Source organism: Trinickia symbiotica, assembly GCF_003028655.1.
GTDB classification, from domain to species: domain Bacteria; phylum Pseudomonadota; class Gammaproteobacteria; order Burkholderiales; family Burkholderiaceae; genus Trinickia; species Trinickia symbiotica_A.
Map to the genome: position 1 here is coordinate 157,160 of NZ_PYUC01000011.1, position 14,409 is coordinate 171,568.

At 66.0% G+C, this 14,409-nt stretch carries 12 protein-coding genes; 5 read left to right on the forward strand and 7 right to left on the reverse strand.

The window, feature by feature from the left end:
* Positions 1-60: 60 nt before the first annotated feature.
* The 6 genes from C9I57_RS22015 to C9I57_RS22035 form a co-directional block, all read right to left on the reverse strand.
* Positions 61-2,445, reverse strand: coding sequence for an aldehyde dehydrogenase family protein (locus C9I57_RS22015; protein WP_107152739.1), 2,385 nt, complete (start codon positions 2,443-2,445; stop codon positions 61-63).
* 15 nt (positions 2,446-2,460) lie between these two features.
* Positions 2,461-3,465 carry a deoxyribose-phosphate aldolase gene (deoC, locus tag C9I57_RS22020; RefSeq protein ID WP_107152740.1) on the reverse strand — a complete coding sequence of 335 codons (1,005 nt, stop codon included), beginning with the start codon at positions 3,463-3,465 and terminating at the stop codon, positions 2,461-2,463.
* A gap of 129 nt (positions 3,466-3,594) precedes the next feature.
* On the reverse strand, positions 3,595-5,178 hold the full coding sequence (locus C9I57_RS22025; RefSeq protein ID WP_107152741.1) for an FGGY-family carbohydrate kinase: 1,584 nt from the start codon (positions 5,176-5,178) through the stop codon (positions 3,595-3,597).
* Between the two features lie 207 nt (positions 5,179-5,385).
* The gene (locus C9I57_RS22030; protein ID WP_107152742.1) at positions 5,386-5,973 is read right to left on the reverse strand and encodes a phosphonate degradation HD-domain oxygenase; all 588 of its coding nucleotides are present in this window, start codon (positions 5,971-5,973) and stop codon (positions 5,386-5,388) included.
* A gap of 200 nt (positions 5,974-6,173) precedes the next feature.
* Positions 6,174-6,326: a DUF6496 domain-containing protein gene (locus C9I57_RS32835; RefSeq protein ID WP_018443759.1), complete on the reverse strand. Its 153-nt coding sequence runs from the start codon at positions 6,324-6,326 to the stop codon at positions 6,174-6,176.
* A 111-nt stretch (positions 6,327-6,437) separates the two neighbouring features.
* Complete coding sequence (locus C9I57_RS22035; protein ID WP_258187776.1) at positions 6,438-7,130, reverse strand: FadR/GntR family transcriptional regulator; 693 nt, start codon at positions 7,128-7,130, stop codon at positions 6,438-6,440.
* Between the two features lie 245 nt (positions 7,131-7,375).
* On the opposite strand from C9I57_RS22035, the gene dgoD reads away from it, so the two are divergent.
* Complete coding sequence (gene dgoD, locus C9I57_RS22040; RefSeq protein ID WP_107152743.1) at positions 7,376-8,524, forward strand: galactonate dehydratase; 1,149 nt, start codon at positions 7,376-7,378, stop codon at positions 8,522-8,524.
* A 234-nt stretch (positions 8,525-8,758) separates the two neighbouring features.
* Complete coding sequence (locus C9I57_RS22045; RefSeq protein WP_107152744.1) at positions 8,759-9,061, forward strand: hypothetical protein; 303 nt, start codon at positions 8,759-8,761, stop codon at positions 9,059-9,061.
* Between the two features lie 83 nt (positions 9,062-9,144).
* Here C9I57_RS22045 and C9I57_RS22050 read toward each other — a convergent pair whose 3' ends face one another.
* Complete coding sequence (locus tag C9I57_RS22050) at positions 9,145-10,062, reverse strand: copper resistance D family protein (RefSeq protein WP_107152745.1); 918 nt, start codon at positions 10,060-10,062, stop codon at positions 9,145-9,147.
* 550 nt (positions 10,063-10,612) lie between these two features.
* On the opposite strand from C9I57_RS22050, the gene C9I57_RS22060 reads away from it, so the two are divergent.
* From C9I57_RS22060 to C9I57_RS22070, 3 genes are all read left to right on the forward strand, one after another.
* The gene (locus tag C9I57_RS22060) at positions 10,613-11,344 is read left to right on the forward strand and encodes a c-type cytochrome (RefSeq protein ID WP_107152747.1); all 732 of its coding nucleotides are present in this window, start codon (positions 10,613-10,615) and stop codon (positions 11,342-11,344) included.
* A gap of 20 nt (positions 11,345-11,364) precedes the next feature.
* On the forward strand, positions 11,365-12,660 hold the full coding sequence (locus C9I57_RS22065; protein ID WP_107152748.1) for a c-type cytochrome: 1,296 nt from the start codon (positions 11,365-11,367) through the stop codon (positions 12,658-12,660).
* 108 nt (positions 12,661-12,768) lie between these two features.
* Entirely contained in the window at positions 12,769-14,409 is a 1,641-nt protein-coding gene (locus C9I57_RS22070) for a DEAD/DEAH box helicase (RefSeq protein ID WP_107152749.1), read from the forward strand.

A 14,409-nucleotide genomic window follows, 5' to 3' on the forward strand; every position in this document is an offset into this window, starting at 1 on the left:
TGCCCCAGTTAGGCGCCTCGCCCTATCGAGCATCTGTCTCGATCCGGCGAACGAAAGCGGTCAATCGCCGTACGGTATCCAAATGTTCTTGATTTGGGTAGCCTGACGTAAAAACGGCAGCCCCTCGCTCGAGCGATCGAACCAGTCGATTTGCCGTCCGTAATCGACAAAAGTCCGCTTCAAATTGCCGACGGACTCGCGCTCGACGAGCGTCGACTCGTCGGCACGCCCGAAGCTCCATACCGCATCGACGTCGTCGTGCTTCACGAGCGCCGGCAACAAAGCGCCCCGCGAGCCGGTGACGATGTTGAGCGCCCCATCCGGCACATCCGACGTTTCCACGACTTGATAAAAGTCGGTCGCCATCAGCGGGCAAGCCTCGCTCGGCAGTACCACGACACGATTGCCTAGCGCAAGCGCGGGCGCAACGAGTGAGACGAAAGCGAGAAGCGGCGCTTCGTCGGGACAGGCGATGCCGATCACGCCGACGGGCTCGTGCATCGCCAGCGCGACGCCGCGCAGCGGCGGGGCGTGCACCGCGCCGTCGAACTTGTCGGCCCACGCCGCGTAGCTGAAAAGCCGCCCGATCGCCGCGTCGACTTCGCGTTGCGCGTCGAGGGCGACCACGCCCGCGCGACGCGCGAGCTGCCGAGTGAATTCATCGGCGCGCGCGGCAAGGTTCTCGGCGAGGTAGTAGAGCACCTGCGCGCGACCATGCGCGCTCGCCTGCGACCACTTGCCCGCCGCGCGCGCGGCGGCCACGGCATCGCGCACGTCCTTGCGGTTGCCGTCGCCGACTTCGCCGACGAGCTCGCCGCCCGGCGTATGGACGGCCCGCGAGTAGCCGCTATCGGGCCGGACCTGCTTGCCGCCGATAAAAAGCTTGGCAGTCCTGTCGATTCTCTCGATGCGCGACCCATCGTCGACATGACCGGCTTCATCGGCCCGTCGCGGCGTACGCAGCGGCAGCTTGCTCCATGCCTGCGGCTTCAGGTATTCGTAGGCACCCTCACGCCCGCCCTCGCGCCCGTAGCCCGATTCGCGATAGCCGCCGAACCCGACCGCTGCATCGAAAAGATTCGTCGCGTTGACCCAGACCACGCCGCAGGCGAGCCGGGGGGCAATGTCGAGCGCGCGGCCAATCGTCTCGCTCCAGATGCTGGCCGCGAGCCCGTAGCGCGTATTGTTCGCAAGTGCGACCGCCTCCTCGGGCGTGCGAAAACTCATCGCCGTGAGCACCGGTCCGAAGATTTCCTCTTGCGCGAGCGTCGAGGCCGGCGCCACGTCCGTGACGAGCGTGGGCGGATAGAACGAGCCGCGCTCGGGCAGCACGACTTCGCGCGGTTGCCAGATCGTGCAGCCTTCAGCCCGCCCTGTCTCGACGAGCGATTCGATACGCGCGAGCTGCACAGGATCGACGATCGCGGCCATATCGATGCCCTTGTCGAGCGAATGGCCGACGCGCAGCGTCGCCATACGGCGCTTCAGCTTCGCGATGAACTGCGCTTCGACGCCTTCCTGCACGAGCAGCCGCGAGCCCGCGCAGCAGACTTGCCCCTGGTTGAACCAGATCGCGTCGACGACGCCCTCGACGGCCGAATCGAGATCCGCATCGTCGAAGACGATGAAAGGCGATTTGCCGCCGAGCTCGAGCGTGAGCGACTTGCCCGATCCCGCCGTCGCCGCGCGGATCTGCCGGCCGACTTCCGTCGAGCCCGTGAACGCGATCTTGTCGACGCCGCGATGGTCGACTAGCGCCGCGCCGGTCCGTCCGTCGCCGGTCACGATGTTGAGCACGCCGTCGGGCAACCCCGCGCGCTGCGCGAGCTCGGCGAAGAGCAGCGCGGTGAGCGGCGTGTACTCGGCGGGCTTGAGCACGACACAATTGCCGAGCGCGATGGCCGGCGCGATCTTCCACGCGAGCATCAGCAGCGGGAAATTCCACGGCACAATCTGCCCGACCACGCCGAGCGGCGCCCATTCCGGAAATTCGCTGTCCTGCAGCTGAGCCCACCCGGCGTGGTGAAGAAAGTGACGCGCGACGAGCGGCACGTCGATGTCGCGCGTCTCGCGGATCGGCTTGCCGTTGTCGAGCGCCTCCAGCACCGAGAAGAGACGGCTGTGCCGCTGGACCATCCGCGCGAGCGTGTAAAGATGCCGTGCACGTCCGGGGCCGCCAAGCGCATGCCACGCGGGCTGCGCTGCGCGCGCCGCCGCGACGGCCGCGTCGACGTCGGCCGCGTCGCCCTGCGCGACGCGCGCGAGCGTTTCGCCCGTGGCCGGCGCGAAGACGTCGAAGAACGTCCCGGCGGCCGGCGCGCGCCAGGCGCCGCCGATGAAATGGCCGAATCCCTCGCCGTGGCGCGCGAGCCACTCGCGCACAGGCTGGTCGTCCTCAGGGGCGGGACCGTACTCCATCGAAGAAAAATACTCGGCTACGCTCATCGGAAATCGGCTCGGTCAGGCTGCGGGGTGTCGGTGGAAAGCGGAGTAACGACCGCTCACGTGATGTTCGAGTTGCCGTTCGATATCGGCCAAGAGGCTCGACGCACCGATGCGAAAGAGCGCCGGCTCGAGCCACGGACGGCCGAGCTCTTCCTTCATCAGCATCTGGTAGGCAAGCGCCGCCTTCGCCGTGGAGACGCCGCCGGCCGGCTTGAAGCCGACCATCGCGCCCGCGCGCTCGCGATACTCGCGAATCGCGCGCACCATGACGAGCGACACGTCGAGCGTTGCGTTCACGCCTTCCTTGCCTGTCGAGGTCTTGATGAAGTCGGCGCCGGCCATCATGCAGACCATCGAAGCCCTTGCGATGTTCGAAAGCGTGCGAATGTCGCCCGTGGCGAGGATTGCTTTCAGGTGTGCCGGGCCGCAAGCCGCGCGAAAATCGCGCACCTCGTCGTAAAGCGCGCGCCAGTTGCCGGTCAGGACATGCTCGCGCGTGACGACGATGTCGATCTCCGCGGCGCCGTCCGCCACCGATGCTTCGATTTCCTTCAGCTTCAGGGGATGCGGCGTCAGGCCGGCCGGAAAGCCGGTCGAGACGGCCGCCACGGGAATGCCGCTGCCCGCGAGCGCATCGACCGCCGCGGCGACGAACCGGTGATAGACGCAGACCGCACCGGTCGCGATCGGCGCGCCGGCCATGCCCAGCGCCTCGAGAATGTCTTCGCGAACGGGCCGGCGCGCTTTCGCGCACAAACGACGCACACGGCCTTCGGTGTCGTCGCCGTTCAGCGTCGTGAGATCGATGCAGGTGATGGCCTTCAGCAGCCAGGCCGCTTGCGCATCCTTCTTGACCGAGCGGCGCGTGCCGAGCGTGGCTGTGCGCCGCTCGACGGCCGAATGGTTGACGCGCAACGTATCGAACCATCCGGCGTCGAATGGAACGCCCGCGTTTCGCGCCGCGTGCACGAGCGGCGCCTGGCGCAGCGCGACGACGGAGTTCGAGGGAGCTTCGGACATAGGAATGGGGGGCCTCGATCATGCGAAAAGCGCTCGCCGCTTTCGCAATGCGAGGGAAAGCCGAGCGCTAACTGGCACCCATCCTAGCGCAGCCGATATGATCGTGACAATAGGTTGTTACGATCATCTCTACCGATCGGTCTTGTCGGCGTCATCGGTACGCAATCGATGCATCGACGCCTGCAACGCGGGATAGAGCTCCTTGTAGACCTCGAACTGCCGCGCGTAGATCGCACGGCGGGCAGGGTCGGGGCGCGCATGCTCGCGCAGCGTCACCCAGCCGCGGGTCGCCGCCACCTCGTCGGCGAGCCCTGAGCCGATCGCCGCCAGCAGGGCCGCCCCCATCGCCGCCTCGACTTCCTGCTCGATCGTAAAGACCGGGTATCCGGTCACGTCGGCAATGATTTGCATCCAGAGATCCGAGTGGGCCGCGCCGCCGACGACGATGAGCCGTTCGTCGAGGGCGCCCGCGCCGCGCCGGCCTGCCTCGATGTTGTGTTGCAGCGCGAAGGCGACGCCTTCGAGCACGGCGCGATACAGATGAGCGCGCGTATGGACGAGATTGAGACCGACGAACGCGCCGCTCGCCTGCGCATCCCAGATCGGGCTTCGCTCGCCCATCAAGTACGGGAGAAACACCACGCCGCCGCAGCCCGCCGGCACCTCGGCGGCGGCGCGCTCCAGCAGCACATGAGCGTCGCCGGGGGCGAGGCTGCCGGCCTCCTTGGCGGCCTTGGCCGCTTCGACTTCGGCCTGGCAAAACTGATCGCGGTACCAGGCCACGCAGGCACCCGCGCAGCTCGCGCCGCCAAACACGTAGAGATCGCGGCGCCCGTTGACGACGTACGGCATGCTGACGAGCCCATGCCGCGCGTCGACGCTTTGGCTGATATAGCCCCAACACATGCTTGTGCCGATCATCGCAACGTGTTGACCGGCGCGGGAGACGCCGGCGGCGAGCGTCGCGATGGCCGCGTCGACGCCGCCCGCGACGATCGGCATGCCTGCTTCGAGACCGAGCTCGTCCGCCCATTGCGGAAGCAGCCCGGCGACGACCTCAGACGACTCGACGAGCCGCTGCGGCAGCATGGCGGCTGGAATGCCGAGCATCGCGAGCGCTTCGTCGGACCAGCGGCGCGCGGCCACGTCGTAGATGCCGCCGATGTTGCCCGCTGAACTGTGGTCGACGGCGACCTCGCCGGTCAGCCGATAGGCGACGTAAGCGTTTGGCGGAAGGAAATAGCGCGTCTTGGCCCAGACGTCGGGCTTGTGCTCGCGCAGCCAAAGCATCTTCGTGAAGCCATAGTAGCTATCGACGCCATTGCCCGTGATCGCGAGAAGCCGCTCCATGTCGACGTTGCGGCGCACCCATTCGACTTCGGCTGTCGCGCGCCGATCCATCCAGATGAGGCACGGGTGAAGCGGACGCATTTCGTCGTCGACGGCAATGCCGGAGCCGCCATAGAGACTGCTGATCGCGAGCGCCTTGATGGCGGGTGCGTCGACGCCCTTGGCGCGCGCGTCGCGCGTGCAGGAGACGATGCAGTTCACGACGGCATCGAACCATACGCTCGGCCATTGCTCGGCCCACAACGGCCGCGGCGTATCGGGCCGGTAGCTTTGCGCATGCTGCGCAATGATCGTTCCGTTTTCATCGGCGAGTATCGCCTTCGTGCTTTGCGTGCCGATATCGATGCCGATGACGTAGTTCATCAGGTTGTCTCCGAGTTGGTTGTATTTCGAGGCCGGCGACCGCTTCGCCGCGCGGACGGACTAGTGACGTTTATAGGCCGATGGCTTCGCGCGTGCAACCGCGGCGCGCGACTGCGTCGACCGATGCCGATCGGATAACGCTCGGGGAAGGCGTCGCCGCTCGGGTAAGTGGCGGCGTCGGGGATGTGCAGCGTCGAGCGGCGGGACTCAGACGGCGGTCGTACCGGTTGAGGCTCTTTCGTCGTGCGCGGGTTTCATGACGTGCGCAACCGCGGCGAGAAAATGTTCGAGGTCGGGAGTGACGATTGAGGCGTCCTTCGCGGCGTCGTCCCATCGACGCAGACGTACGGCGTCGGCCGCATACGGCTTGCGAGAAAAGGCCGCGGCTTCCTCTCGGCTGAGCACGCCGCCCTGCAGTTCCAGGCTGCGCTTGGAGTCAGCCGAGAGCCGCTCGTAATAGCTGTCGTCGACAGCGCAGAGATAGCGCTTTGCATCGACATGGAGGCGAATCGGCTCGAGCACGCTATCAGGCAAGACGGGGCGCAGAAACGGCAGCGCAAAGTATTGATGCATGTCGTCGATGCCGTGCGCGGAAGGCGTGTCGCCTTGCAGGTTCAGCAGATGACCGAGATCGTGCAGCAAGGCGGCCGCGACGAGCGCGTCGCCCGCATTTTCCCGCTCGGCGCACATGGCGCACTGAAGCGCGTGCTGAAGCTGCGTGACGGGTTCGCCGCTGTATGAAATGTCGCCATGCCGTTTGAACAGGGCGCGAATATCGTCGAGTTGCAAGGCCACAGAACGGTCTCGTACTGAAAAAGTCAGCCGATGAACGGGACGTGCGCTGACGCCCCGCATCGTTCGAGCGCGGTAGCATTCACGCTCGATGTTCGTAGCTTCGCCGGGTTCAGTGACGATTCCGTGACGGGCAACTGGCGATAGATTCTCAGGTCACCGGCCATGCCCGTCCATCGCACTATGCGATCGCGTTAGTCGCCCTACCGCTCGTGCTTCTTCGGAATCTTCGCGCCGTGCTTGCGCGCCTGGTTCAGCGCGATCGCAACGGACTGCTTTTGCGACTTGCCGTGTTTCATTTCGGTCTTGACGTTCTTGGAGACGTCCTCACGAGATGTACCTTTTCGCAGTGGCATGGTCCTCTCCTGTGGTAGTTGCGGACTCGTTCACCGTTAGTTCGGTGTACTGATGAATCCAGCAACCCCCATTCCAGGAGCCGCACCTGCCCGCCGCCCTGGCCCATCGCCTCACGCCTCGATGCGCCGCCTCGTCATGCCGAGCAGCCCGGCCATCGCCTCGCGCGCCGCCTCCACGTTGCGCGCGCGGATCGCATCGAAAACGGCCGTGTGCTCGCCGAGCGCCGCGTTGAACACATCGGCGCGCTTCGCGTTGAGCCGCAACTGCGCCTCGAGCGTGCGCTCGATGACCGAGCCTAGCGGCATCAGAAGCTCGTTGCTGCTGGCGGCCAGGATCCCGAGGTGAAAGCGCAGATCCGCCCGCACCCACTCGTCGATGCTGCGCGCCGCCGCCATCGCCGCGTGCGCGTCGGCGAGCGCGCCCATCGCCTCCTCCGTTTGCGCACGCGCCGCAAGCGCGGCGGCGTAAGGTTCCACCATCTCGCGCATCTCCTGCAGCTTGAGCGCAAATTCGAGCGGCGGCGCCACCTGCGAGTACCACTCCAGCAAGTCCGCGTCGAGCAAGTTCCAGGCGTGGCGCGGCCGCACGCGCGTGCCGACCTTCGGCCGCGACTCGACGAGCCCCTTCGATGTCAGCGTGCGCAGCGCCTCGCGCAACACCGTGCGGCTGACGCCGAATGCCTCCATCAACTCGGCTTCGCGCGGCAGCGTCGAGGCCGGTGCATAGTCGCCGCGCAGAATGCCGGTCGCAAGCAGGTAGGCGACGCGCCCATGCAGATCGCGCTGAATGATCGTTCTCCCCAAATGTGTGGTCTCGTCGATGCCGGCGCTTTCCTTTCAACTCGCGCCGACGACGGCGATTATCGCGACATGCAGGAAAAGCGCAAGCCCATGTCAGATTACGACTAGTAGTACTATTAATAGTACTTCATAGCGAGTTGGTGTACCATTCGTCTCAAAGCGCAGTCGCCGCTGAGCAAGCGCCAAGTCGGCATCCGCGCTGCTGCCAATCGTCATCAGAATCGCTGGAGACAGGAGAACCCGCCCCCATGAAGATCACCAAGCTCGAAACTTTCGTCGTCCCGCCGCGCTGGCTCTTTCTCAAGATCGAGACCGACGAGGGCATCGTCGGCTGGGGCGAGCCCGTCGTCGAGGGCCGCGCGCATACGGTCGAAACCGCCGTCCAAGAGCTCGCCGACTATCTGATCGGCAAAGATCCGCTCGCCATCGAAGACCACTGGCAGGTGATGTATCGGGCCGGCTTCTATCGCGGCGGTCCGATCTCGATGAGCGCGATCGCCGGGATCGACCAGGCGCTATGGGACATCAAGGGCAAGCACCACGGCGTACCGGTGCATGCGCTGCTCGGCGGGCAGGTTCGCGATCGGATCAAGGTCTACTCATGGATCGGCGGTGACCGCCCGAGCGACGTCGCGAACAACGCGCGGGCGGTCGTCGAGCGCGGCTTCAAGGCGCTCAAGATGAACGGCTCCGAGGAAGTTCAGATCGTCGATACCCACGACAAGGTCGAGCGCGTCATCGCGAACGTCGCCGCCGTGCGCGAGGCCGTTGGCCCGCACGTCGGCATCGGCGTGGATTTCCACGGCCGCATTCACAAGCCGATGGCGAAGGTGCTCGCGAAAGAGCTCGATCCGTACAAGCTGCTCTTCATCGAAGAGCCGGTGCTTTCCGAGAACGCGGAAGCGTTGCGCGACATCGTCAACCAGACCAACACGCCGATCGCGCTCGGCGAGCGGCTCTACTCGCGTTGGGACTTCAAGAACATCCTCGCGGGCGGTTACGTCGACATCCTGCAGCCTGACGCCTCGCATGCCGGCGGCATCAGCGAATGCCGCAAGATCGCGACCATGGCCGAAGCCTATGACGTCGCCATCGCACTGCACTGCCCGCTCGGACCGATCGCGCTCGCGGCGTGCCTGCAGATCGACGCGGTCAGCTACAACGCGTTCATCCAGGAACAAAGCCTCGGCATTCACTACAACCAGGGCAACGACCTGCTCGACTACATCCGCAACCCCGAAGTCTTCCAGTACGAAGACGGCTTCGTATCGATCCCGCAAGGCCCGGGGCTCGGCATCGAAGTCGACGAAGCGAAGGTACGCGAAATGGCGAAGGTCGGTCATCGCTGGCGCAACCCGGTCTGGCGCCACGAGGACGGCAGTGTCGCCGAATGGTGATCGAAAAGCCGTCACCGTGCGGCCGTAACACGTAACACGAACAGCGTAACGCCGCGGGCAATCCTCGCCGAACCAGTCGCCCGCCGGGCGTTGCGCGAATCGCGCGTCTTCCCGCAACGCCTCGCCCCATCAGGCAGCGCGCCTTCGAGCGCATCCCTCGGCATCCGCAGTCCCCGACCTGGCCTGTCTTTTGCAAAGTCTCACCGCAAAACGACCAATCAGGGAGAGGCCGCCATGGCGGAGTATCTGCCGGACTATCTGATCCGGGAACAAATGGCGGTGGGCGCGCTCGTGATTTTCGGCGTGCTGCGCGTGCTGGCCGCGGCGTTTGCTTTGCGCCGCGGCTGGCATGTCGCTTCGGTCGACAAGGCCGGCATTGCCGCCGCCGTTCTTTATTGCGCCCCGCAGATCGTCGATCTGCTGTCACATGCGTACCTGATACCGACAGTGACCGCCGAGCTCGAAGGCAAAGTCATCGGCTGCGCGATCGCGCTGTTTTGTGCGCCGATCGTGAGCCACAAGCTGGGTTACGAATAGGCGCCAAGCGGTCGCGAACGCAATCTTCCGGCGGGCGCCGCGCCGCCATCGTGGACGACCGCCGCCGCAGCCGGGTTTCGGCCTCATGCCGGCGGCGTAAGCGCAAGCACAGCCGCCGCGATGAACACGCCCAGTATCACGAACGCCTCGAGATGCAGCACATTGTTGAACGTGTGCGCATCGGCCGTCGACGCCGAGCGGCGCAAGCGCGGCAACACCGAAATCCGGTTGAGCCCGCCGAGCACGATGGCGAACAACACGAGGGCGGCCTTGAGCGCCAACACATGGCCCCAGGTGCTCGTGCGCAGCGCGGTGAGCGTGCCGCCCAGGCCGCGCTCGGCGCTGACGAGGCCCGTCGCCGCGACGACGACGAGCGCGACGAGCGAAGTCGTCGACACAGAGCCGGCCATGCGGATCATGGCGCCGCGCGTCGTCGACGCGTCGAGCGCGGGCAGCACCACGAAGCCGCCGGCCAACACGAGCCCGCCCCACACGGCCGTCGACAGCACATGCAAGACTTGCGTCGCCGCCGCGAACGAGAACGCGCCCGCATCGGCCGCATGGCCGAGCAGCGCCGCACCGGATGCGCAAGCCAGCGCCGCGAGCCCCATCGCGAATCGGCCGAACGGCCCGCCGCGATACATGCAAGCCGCGACCACGAGCACGGCCGCCCCGCCGAACGCCACGCACCAGGCGTGGCCGACGTGCGTCTTCACGAGCACGTCGGGCAGGTAGGCCACGCCGTCGACCAACCCCGCGCCGCTCATCGAGGCAGCCTCGTAGACCAGCCAGCCGCCGTCGGCCAGCACGAGGACGAGCGCGGCGGCGACGATGGACGAGCGCGCCCGATGCCAGGCTGAATGCGACGACGCACTACGCACCCCGGCGCCATCCCCCGCCAGCCACCGCTCGAAAAGCGCCGAGCCGACGACGAGCGCGAAAGCGATGTTCATCAATGCGGCCAGCGTGGCCTGCCCGATCAGCAATCCGTCCAGATTCATCGGTCGGCGCGCCCCGCGAAGAGCAGCGATAGGGGAATGGCGTCTGGATGCGGCAGCATGCCGCAGGGCACGCGGGAGGACTGACGAACAAGCTTCATGGGCGGCCGATCGAAAGAAAAACGACAGAAAGACGAAAAGCGCGGAGGCGTCGCGCATGCCGCGACACTCGCCTCGCGCGCCAGGCGAGAGTGTACGCTGTCGGCAGACCGCGGCCGACGACGCGAGTTCACGGACGATCGCATGCGCATGAAGCGCACGTCGGCGTCGATATCGACACGATCCGCGGACGTACCCCAAACGCATCCCGCATGCGCCCTGCGCACGGCTCGAACGCGGCAAATTGTCGCGGGAACGCGTCATGCGCGATCGCGGCCATGCGCAACGAATAGCTCGTGACCGGCATCGATGTTAGAATGCTGCGTCGCAACGCCGCAGCACGCCGGCCGGAAGGTGCCCCGCACCGTAGGCACCGAGCCCACATCCGGCAGTCACGAGCCAATCACAGAGAACCACCGGGCCGATCGAAGTCCGGCAGGTCCCACGAATAACGATGGAGTTACGCGTGTCTTCAAGACGCATTTTCCGCCCGCTACTCGCCCTTCTGCTGATTGGCGGTATCGGTCTCTCGATCAGTGCGCAAGCGCAGACGCAGCCCCAAGCCCCCGATACGATGGAACAGCGCGTGCAGGGTTGCACGGCGTGCCACGGCAGTCACGGGCAGGGCACCGATAATGACTACTTCCCGCGTCTCGCGGGCAAGCCGGCCGAGTACCTCTTCAACCAGCTCCAGAATTTCCGCGAGGGCCGGCGCAAGTATCCGCCGATGAACTACCTCGTCACGTACCTTTCGGACGACTACCTGCACCAGATCGCGGATTACTTCTCGAAGCAGCGTCCGCCCTACCCGGATCCGTCGAAGCCGACCGTCTCGGCCGATACGCTCGCGCGCGGCAAGCAGATCGTCTTGAACGGCGATCCGTCGAAGAACGTCCCGGCCTGCGCGGCCTGCCACGGCAAGGCGCTGACGGGCATGGAGCCGGCCATTCCGGGTCTCGTCGGTCTGCATCAGGACTACATCAGCGCGCAACTGGGCGCCTGGCGTTCGGGCACGCGTCACGCGAAAGCGCCCGACTGCATGCATGAAATCGCGACGCGCCTGACCGACGACGACGTCAACGCCGTCGCGGCCTGGCTCGCGACGCAGCGCGCTCCCCAAAACCCCGTTCCGGCTCCGGCCCGCTCGATGAAGACTCCGCTTGCCTGCGGCAGCGAACCGCAATAAGCGCGAGGAGAGACATAAACATGAAACGCAAGTCCCTGTTCGCCCTCACGGCCGTCGTCGTCGCGGCCGCGGCGCTCGGCTCGGTCCTCTGGTCGGGCGGCGATAACCTGCACAACGGCGCGGCTGTCGCGGCCACGCCGGCCGATCAGGCCGCGCTCGTGAAGCGTGGCGAATACCTCGCCCGCGCCGGCGACTGTATCGCCTGTCACACCGTGCGCGGCGGCCAGCAATTCGCCGGCGGCCTGCCGATGGCGACGCCGTTCGGCACGCTCTACACACCGAACATCACGCCGGACGATCAATACGGTATCGGCAAGTGGTCGGCCGACGATTTCTATCGCGCCCTTCACACGGGCCGCTCGAAGGACGGCAGCCTGCTCTATCCGGCGTTCCCGTTCGCGAGCTACACGAAGGTGACGCGTGCCGATTCCGACGCGATCTACGCGTACTTGCGCACGGTTCCCCCGGCCGAGGTGCCGAGCCGTCCGCACGAGCTGCGCTTCCCGTTCAACAACCGCAATCTGCTGATCGGCTGGCGCACGCTCTTCTTCCGTGAAGGCGAGTACAAGGACGATCCGACCAAATCGGTCGAATGGAACCGCGGCGCTTACCTCGTCGAGGGTCTCGGGCACTGCACGATGTGCCATACGTCGATCAACATGATGGGCGGCCCGGTCAACTCGGCGGCATTCGCGGGCGGCCTGATTCCGCTGCAAAACTGGTATGCGCCGTCGCTCACGTCGAACAAGGAAGCGGGTCTCGGCGATTGGGACATCAAGGACATCGCCAGCCTGCTCAAGACCGGTGTCTCCGAGCGCGGCGCCGTGTTCGGGCCGATGGCCGAGGTCGTCCACAACAGCCTGCAGTATCTGTCGGACGACGACGTCCGCGCGATGGCGACGTACCTGAAGACGATCCCGCAGAAGAGCGAAGCGCCCGAGACGATGCAGTACGAAACGTCGCAGAAGTTCGGCAGCGAGCTGCTCGACCAGGGCCAGAAGATCTACAAGGACAACTGCGCGAAGTGCCACGCCGACAACGGCCTCGGCAAGCCGCCGGCGTACCCGCCGCTCGCGAACAACCAGTCGATCCAGATGCCTTCGGCCGTGAACCCGATCCGCATGGTGCTGAATGGCGGCTATCCGCCGAGCACGGGTGGCAATCAGAAGCCGTACGGCATGCCGCCGTTCGCTCAGGCTCTGTCGAACCAGGAAGTCGCGGCTGTAGTCACGTATATCCGTATGTCGTGGGGCAACCACGGCACGCCGGTCTCGCCGCAGCAGGTGAGCGACCTGCGCTCCGCACCGCTCGATTGAGCCCATGATGCGCGAGGGCGCGGCCACGCGGGCAACCGCGGCCGCGCCCTCGCCTTTTTTGGCGATGACGCGTGAGTCACGCGTCGCGCCTCTCGTAAAGATAACGCTATGTCATTCGATTCCCTCGGCCTGTCCGAACCAGTGGTACGGGCCGTCCATGAGCTCGGCTACACTTCGCCGACGCCGATACAAAAGCAGGCGATTCCCGCCGTTCTCGAAGGCGGCGATCTGCTCGCCGGCGCACAGACCGGGACGGGCAAGACGGCCGGCTTCACGCTGCCGATCCTAGAACGTCTCTCCCGCTCGTCCACCGGTCAAGAGAGCAGCGCGCGAGCGGCCCGTCCAGTGCGCGCACTGATCCTAACGCCGACGCGCGAGCTGGCCGCGCAAGTGGAAGCCAGCGTGCGCGCCTACGGCAAATATCTGAAGCTCAAGTCGACGGTGCTCTTCGGCGGCGTCGGCATCAACCCGCAGATCGAGGCGCTCAAGCGAGGCGTCGATCTCGTCGTCGCGACGCCGGGCCGGCTGCTCGATCACATGCAGCAAAAGACGATCGACGTGTCGCGGCTCGAGATCCTCGTGCTCGACGAGGCCGACCGCATGCTCGATATGGGCTTCATTCACGACATCAAGCGCGTGCTCGCGCAGTTGCCGAAGAAGCGCCAGAACTTGCTGTTCTCGGCCACGTTCTCCGACGAGATCAAGGCGCTGGCCGACAGTCTGCTCGAAGCGCCCGCGCTGATCGAGGTGGCCCGCCGCAATACGACGACCGAGCTCGTCACGCAAACGATCTATCCCGTCGATCGCGAACGCAAGCGCGAGCTGCTCACGCATCTGATCAAGACGCGCAACTGGTTTCAGGTCCTCGTGTTCACGCGTACGAAGCACGGCGCGAACCGACTCGCAGAGCAGTTGACGAAGGATGGCGTGAGCGCGCTCGCCATTCACGGCAACAAGAGCCAGTCCGCGCGCACGCGCGCGCTGGCGGAGTTCAAGGATGGCACGCTGCAAGTGCTCGTCGCCACCGATATCGCCGCGCGCGGCATCGATATCGATCAACTTCCCCACGTCGTCAACTTCGATCTGCCGAACGTGCCCGAGGACTATGTGCACCGGATCGGCCGCACGGGCCGCGCAGGCGCCACGGGCGAGGCGGTTTCGCTCGTTTGCGTGGACGAGCGGCAATTGCTGAAGGACATCGAAAAGCTGATCAAGCGCGCAGTGCCGCAGGAAGTAATCCCGGGCTTCGAACCCGATCCGAACGCCAAGCCTGAGCCGATCCAGCCGCGCCGCAACCAAGGCGGCGCGAACCGCAAGCCGCGCTCGGACGAAAGCCGGCCGCAACCGGCGGCGCGAGGGAAAGAGCCGGGAAGCAGTCATGCCGCGCCGCGCGCCGAAACTCGCGGCGGGCAGACGAGCGATGCGAAACGTATCGATACCAAGCGCGTCGATGCAAAGCGGGGCGACGCCAAGCGCGCGGACCCGAAGCGTGCTGAGGCGAAGCGCCCCGATTCGACGCGCCCGGACGCCAAGCGGCCCGATGCAAAACGCGGCGCCGAAAGCGACAAGCATGGTCGTAACCCCGCTCGCGGCGGGAAGCCGAATGCAGCGCCGGGCGCCGATACGCGCAAACCCGACGGCAGCAATACGAGGCACGAAATGGAAGCACGCGGCCGGGGCCAGCGTACAAGCAATCCTGGCGCGCTGCTCGGCGGCCGGTCGCGTCCTTCAGCCGCTACCGGCGACTAA

Excerpts from the sequence above, each read along its gene's own strand:
- C9I57_RS22015 (WP_107152739.1), bottom strand. The coding sequence starts at position 2,445 with ATGAGCGTAGCCGAGTATTTTTCTTCGATGGAGTACGGTCCCGCCCCT.
- C9I57_RS22070 (WP_107152749.1), top strand. The coding sequence starts at position 12,769 with ATGTCATTCGATTCCCTCGGCCTGTCCGAACCAGTGGTACGGGCCGTC.
- C9I57_RS22060 (WP_107152747.1), top strand. The coding sequence starts at position 10,613 with ATGGAGTTACGCGTGTCTTCAAGACGCATTTTCCGCCCGCTACTCGCC.
- C9I57_RS32835 (WP_018443759.1), bottom strand. The coding sequence starts at position 6,326 with ATGCCACTGCGAAAAGGTACATCTCGTGAGGACGTCTCCAAGAACGTC.
- C9I57_RS22025 (WP_107152741.1), bottom strand. The coding sequence starts at position 5,178 with ATGAACTACGTCATCGGCATCGATATCGGCACGCAAAGCACGAAGGCG.
- C9I57_RS22050 (WP_107152745.1), bottom strand. The coding sequence starts at position 10,062 with ATGAATCTGGACGGATTGCTGATCGGGCAGGCCACGCTGGCCGCATTG.
- C9I57_RS22065 (WP_107152748.1), top strand. The coding sequence starts at position 11,365 with ATGAAACGCAAGTCCCTGTTCGCCCTCACGGCCGTCGTCGTCGCGGCC.
- deoC (WP_107152740.1), bottom strand. The coding sequence starts at position 3,465 with ATGTCCGAAGCTCCCTCGAACTCCGTCGTCGCGCTGCGCCAGGCGCCG.
- C9I57_RS22045 (WP_107152744.1), top strand. The coding sequence starts at position 8,759 with ATGGCGGAGTATCTGCCGGACTATCTGATCCGGGAACAAATGGCGGTG.
- dgoD (WP_107152743.1), top strand. The coding sequence starts at position 7,376 with ATGAAGATCACCAAGCTCGAAACTTTCGTCGTCCCGCCGCGCTGGCTC.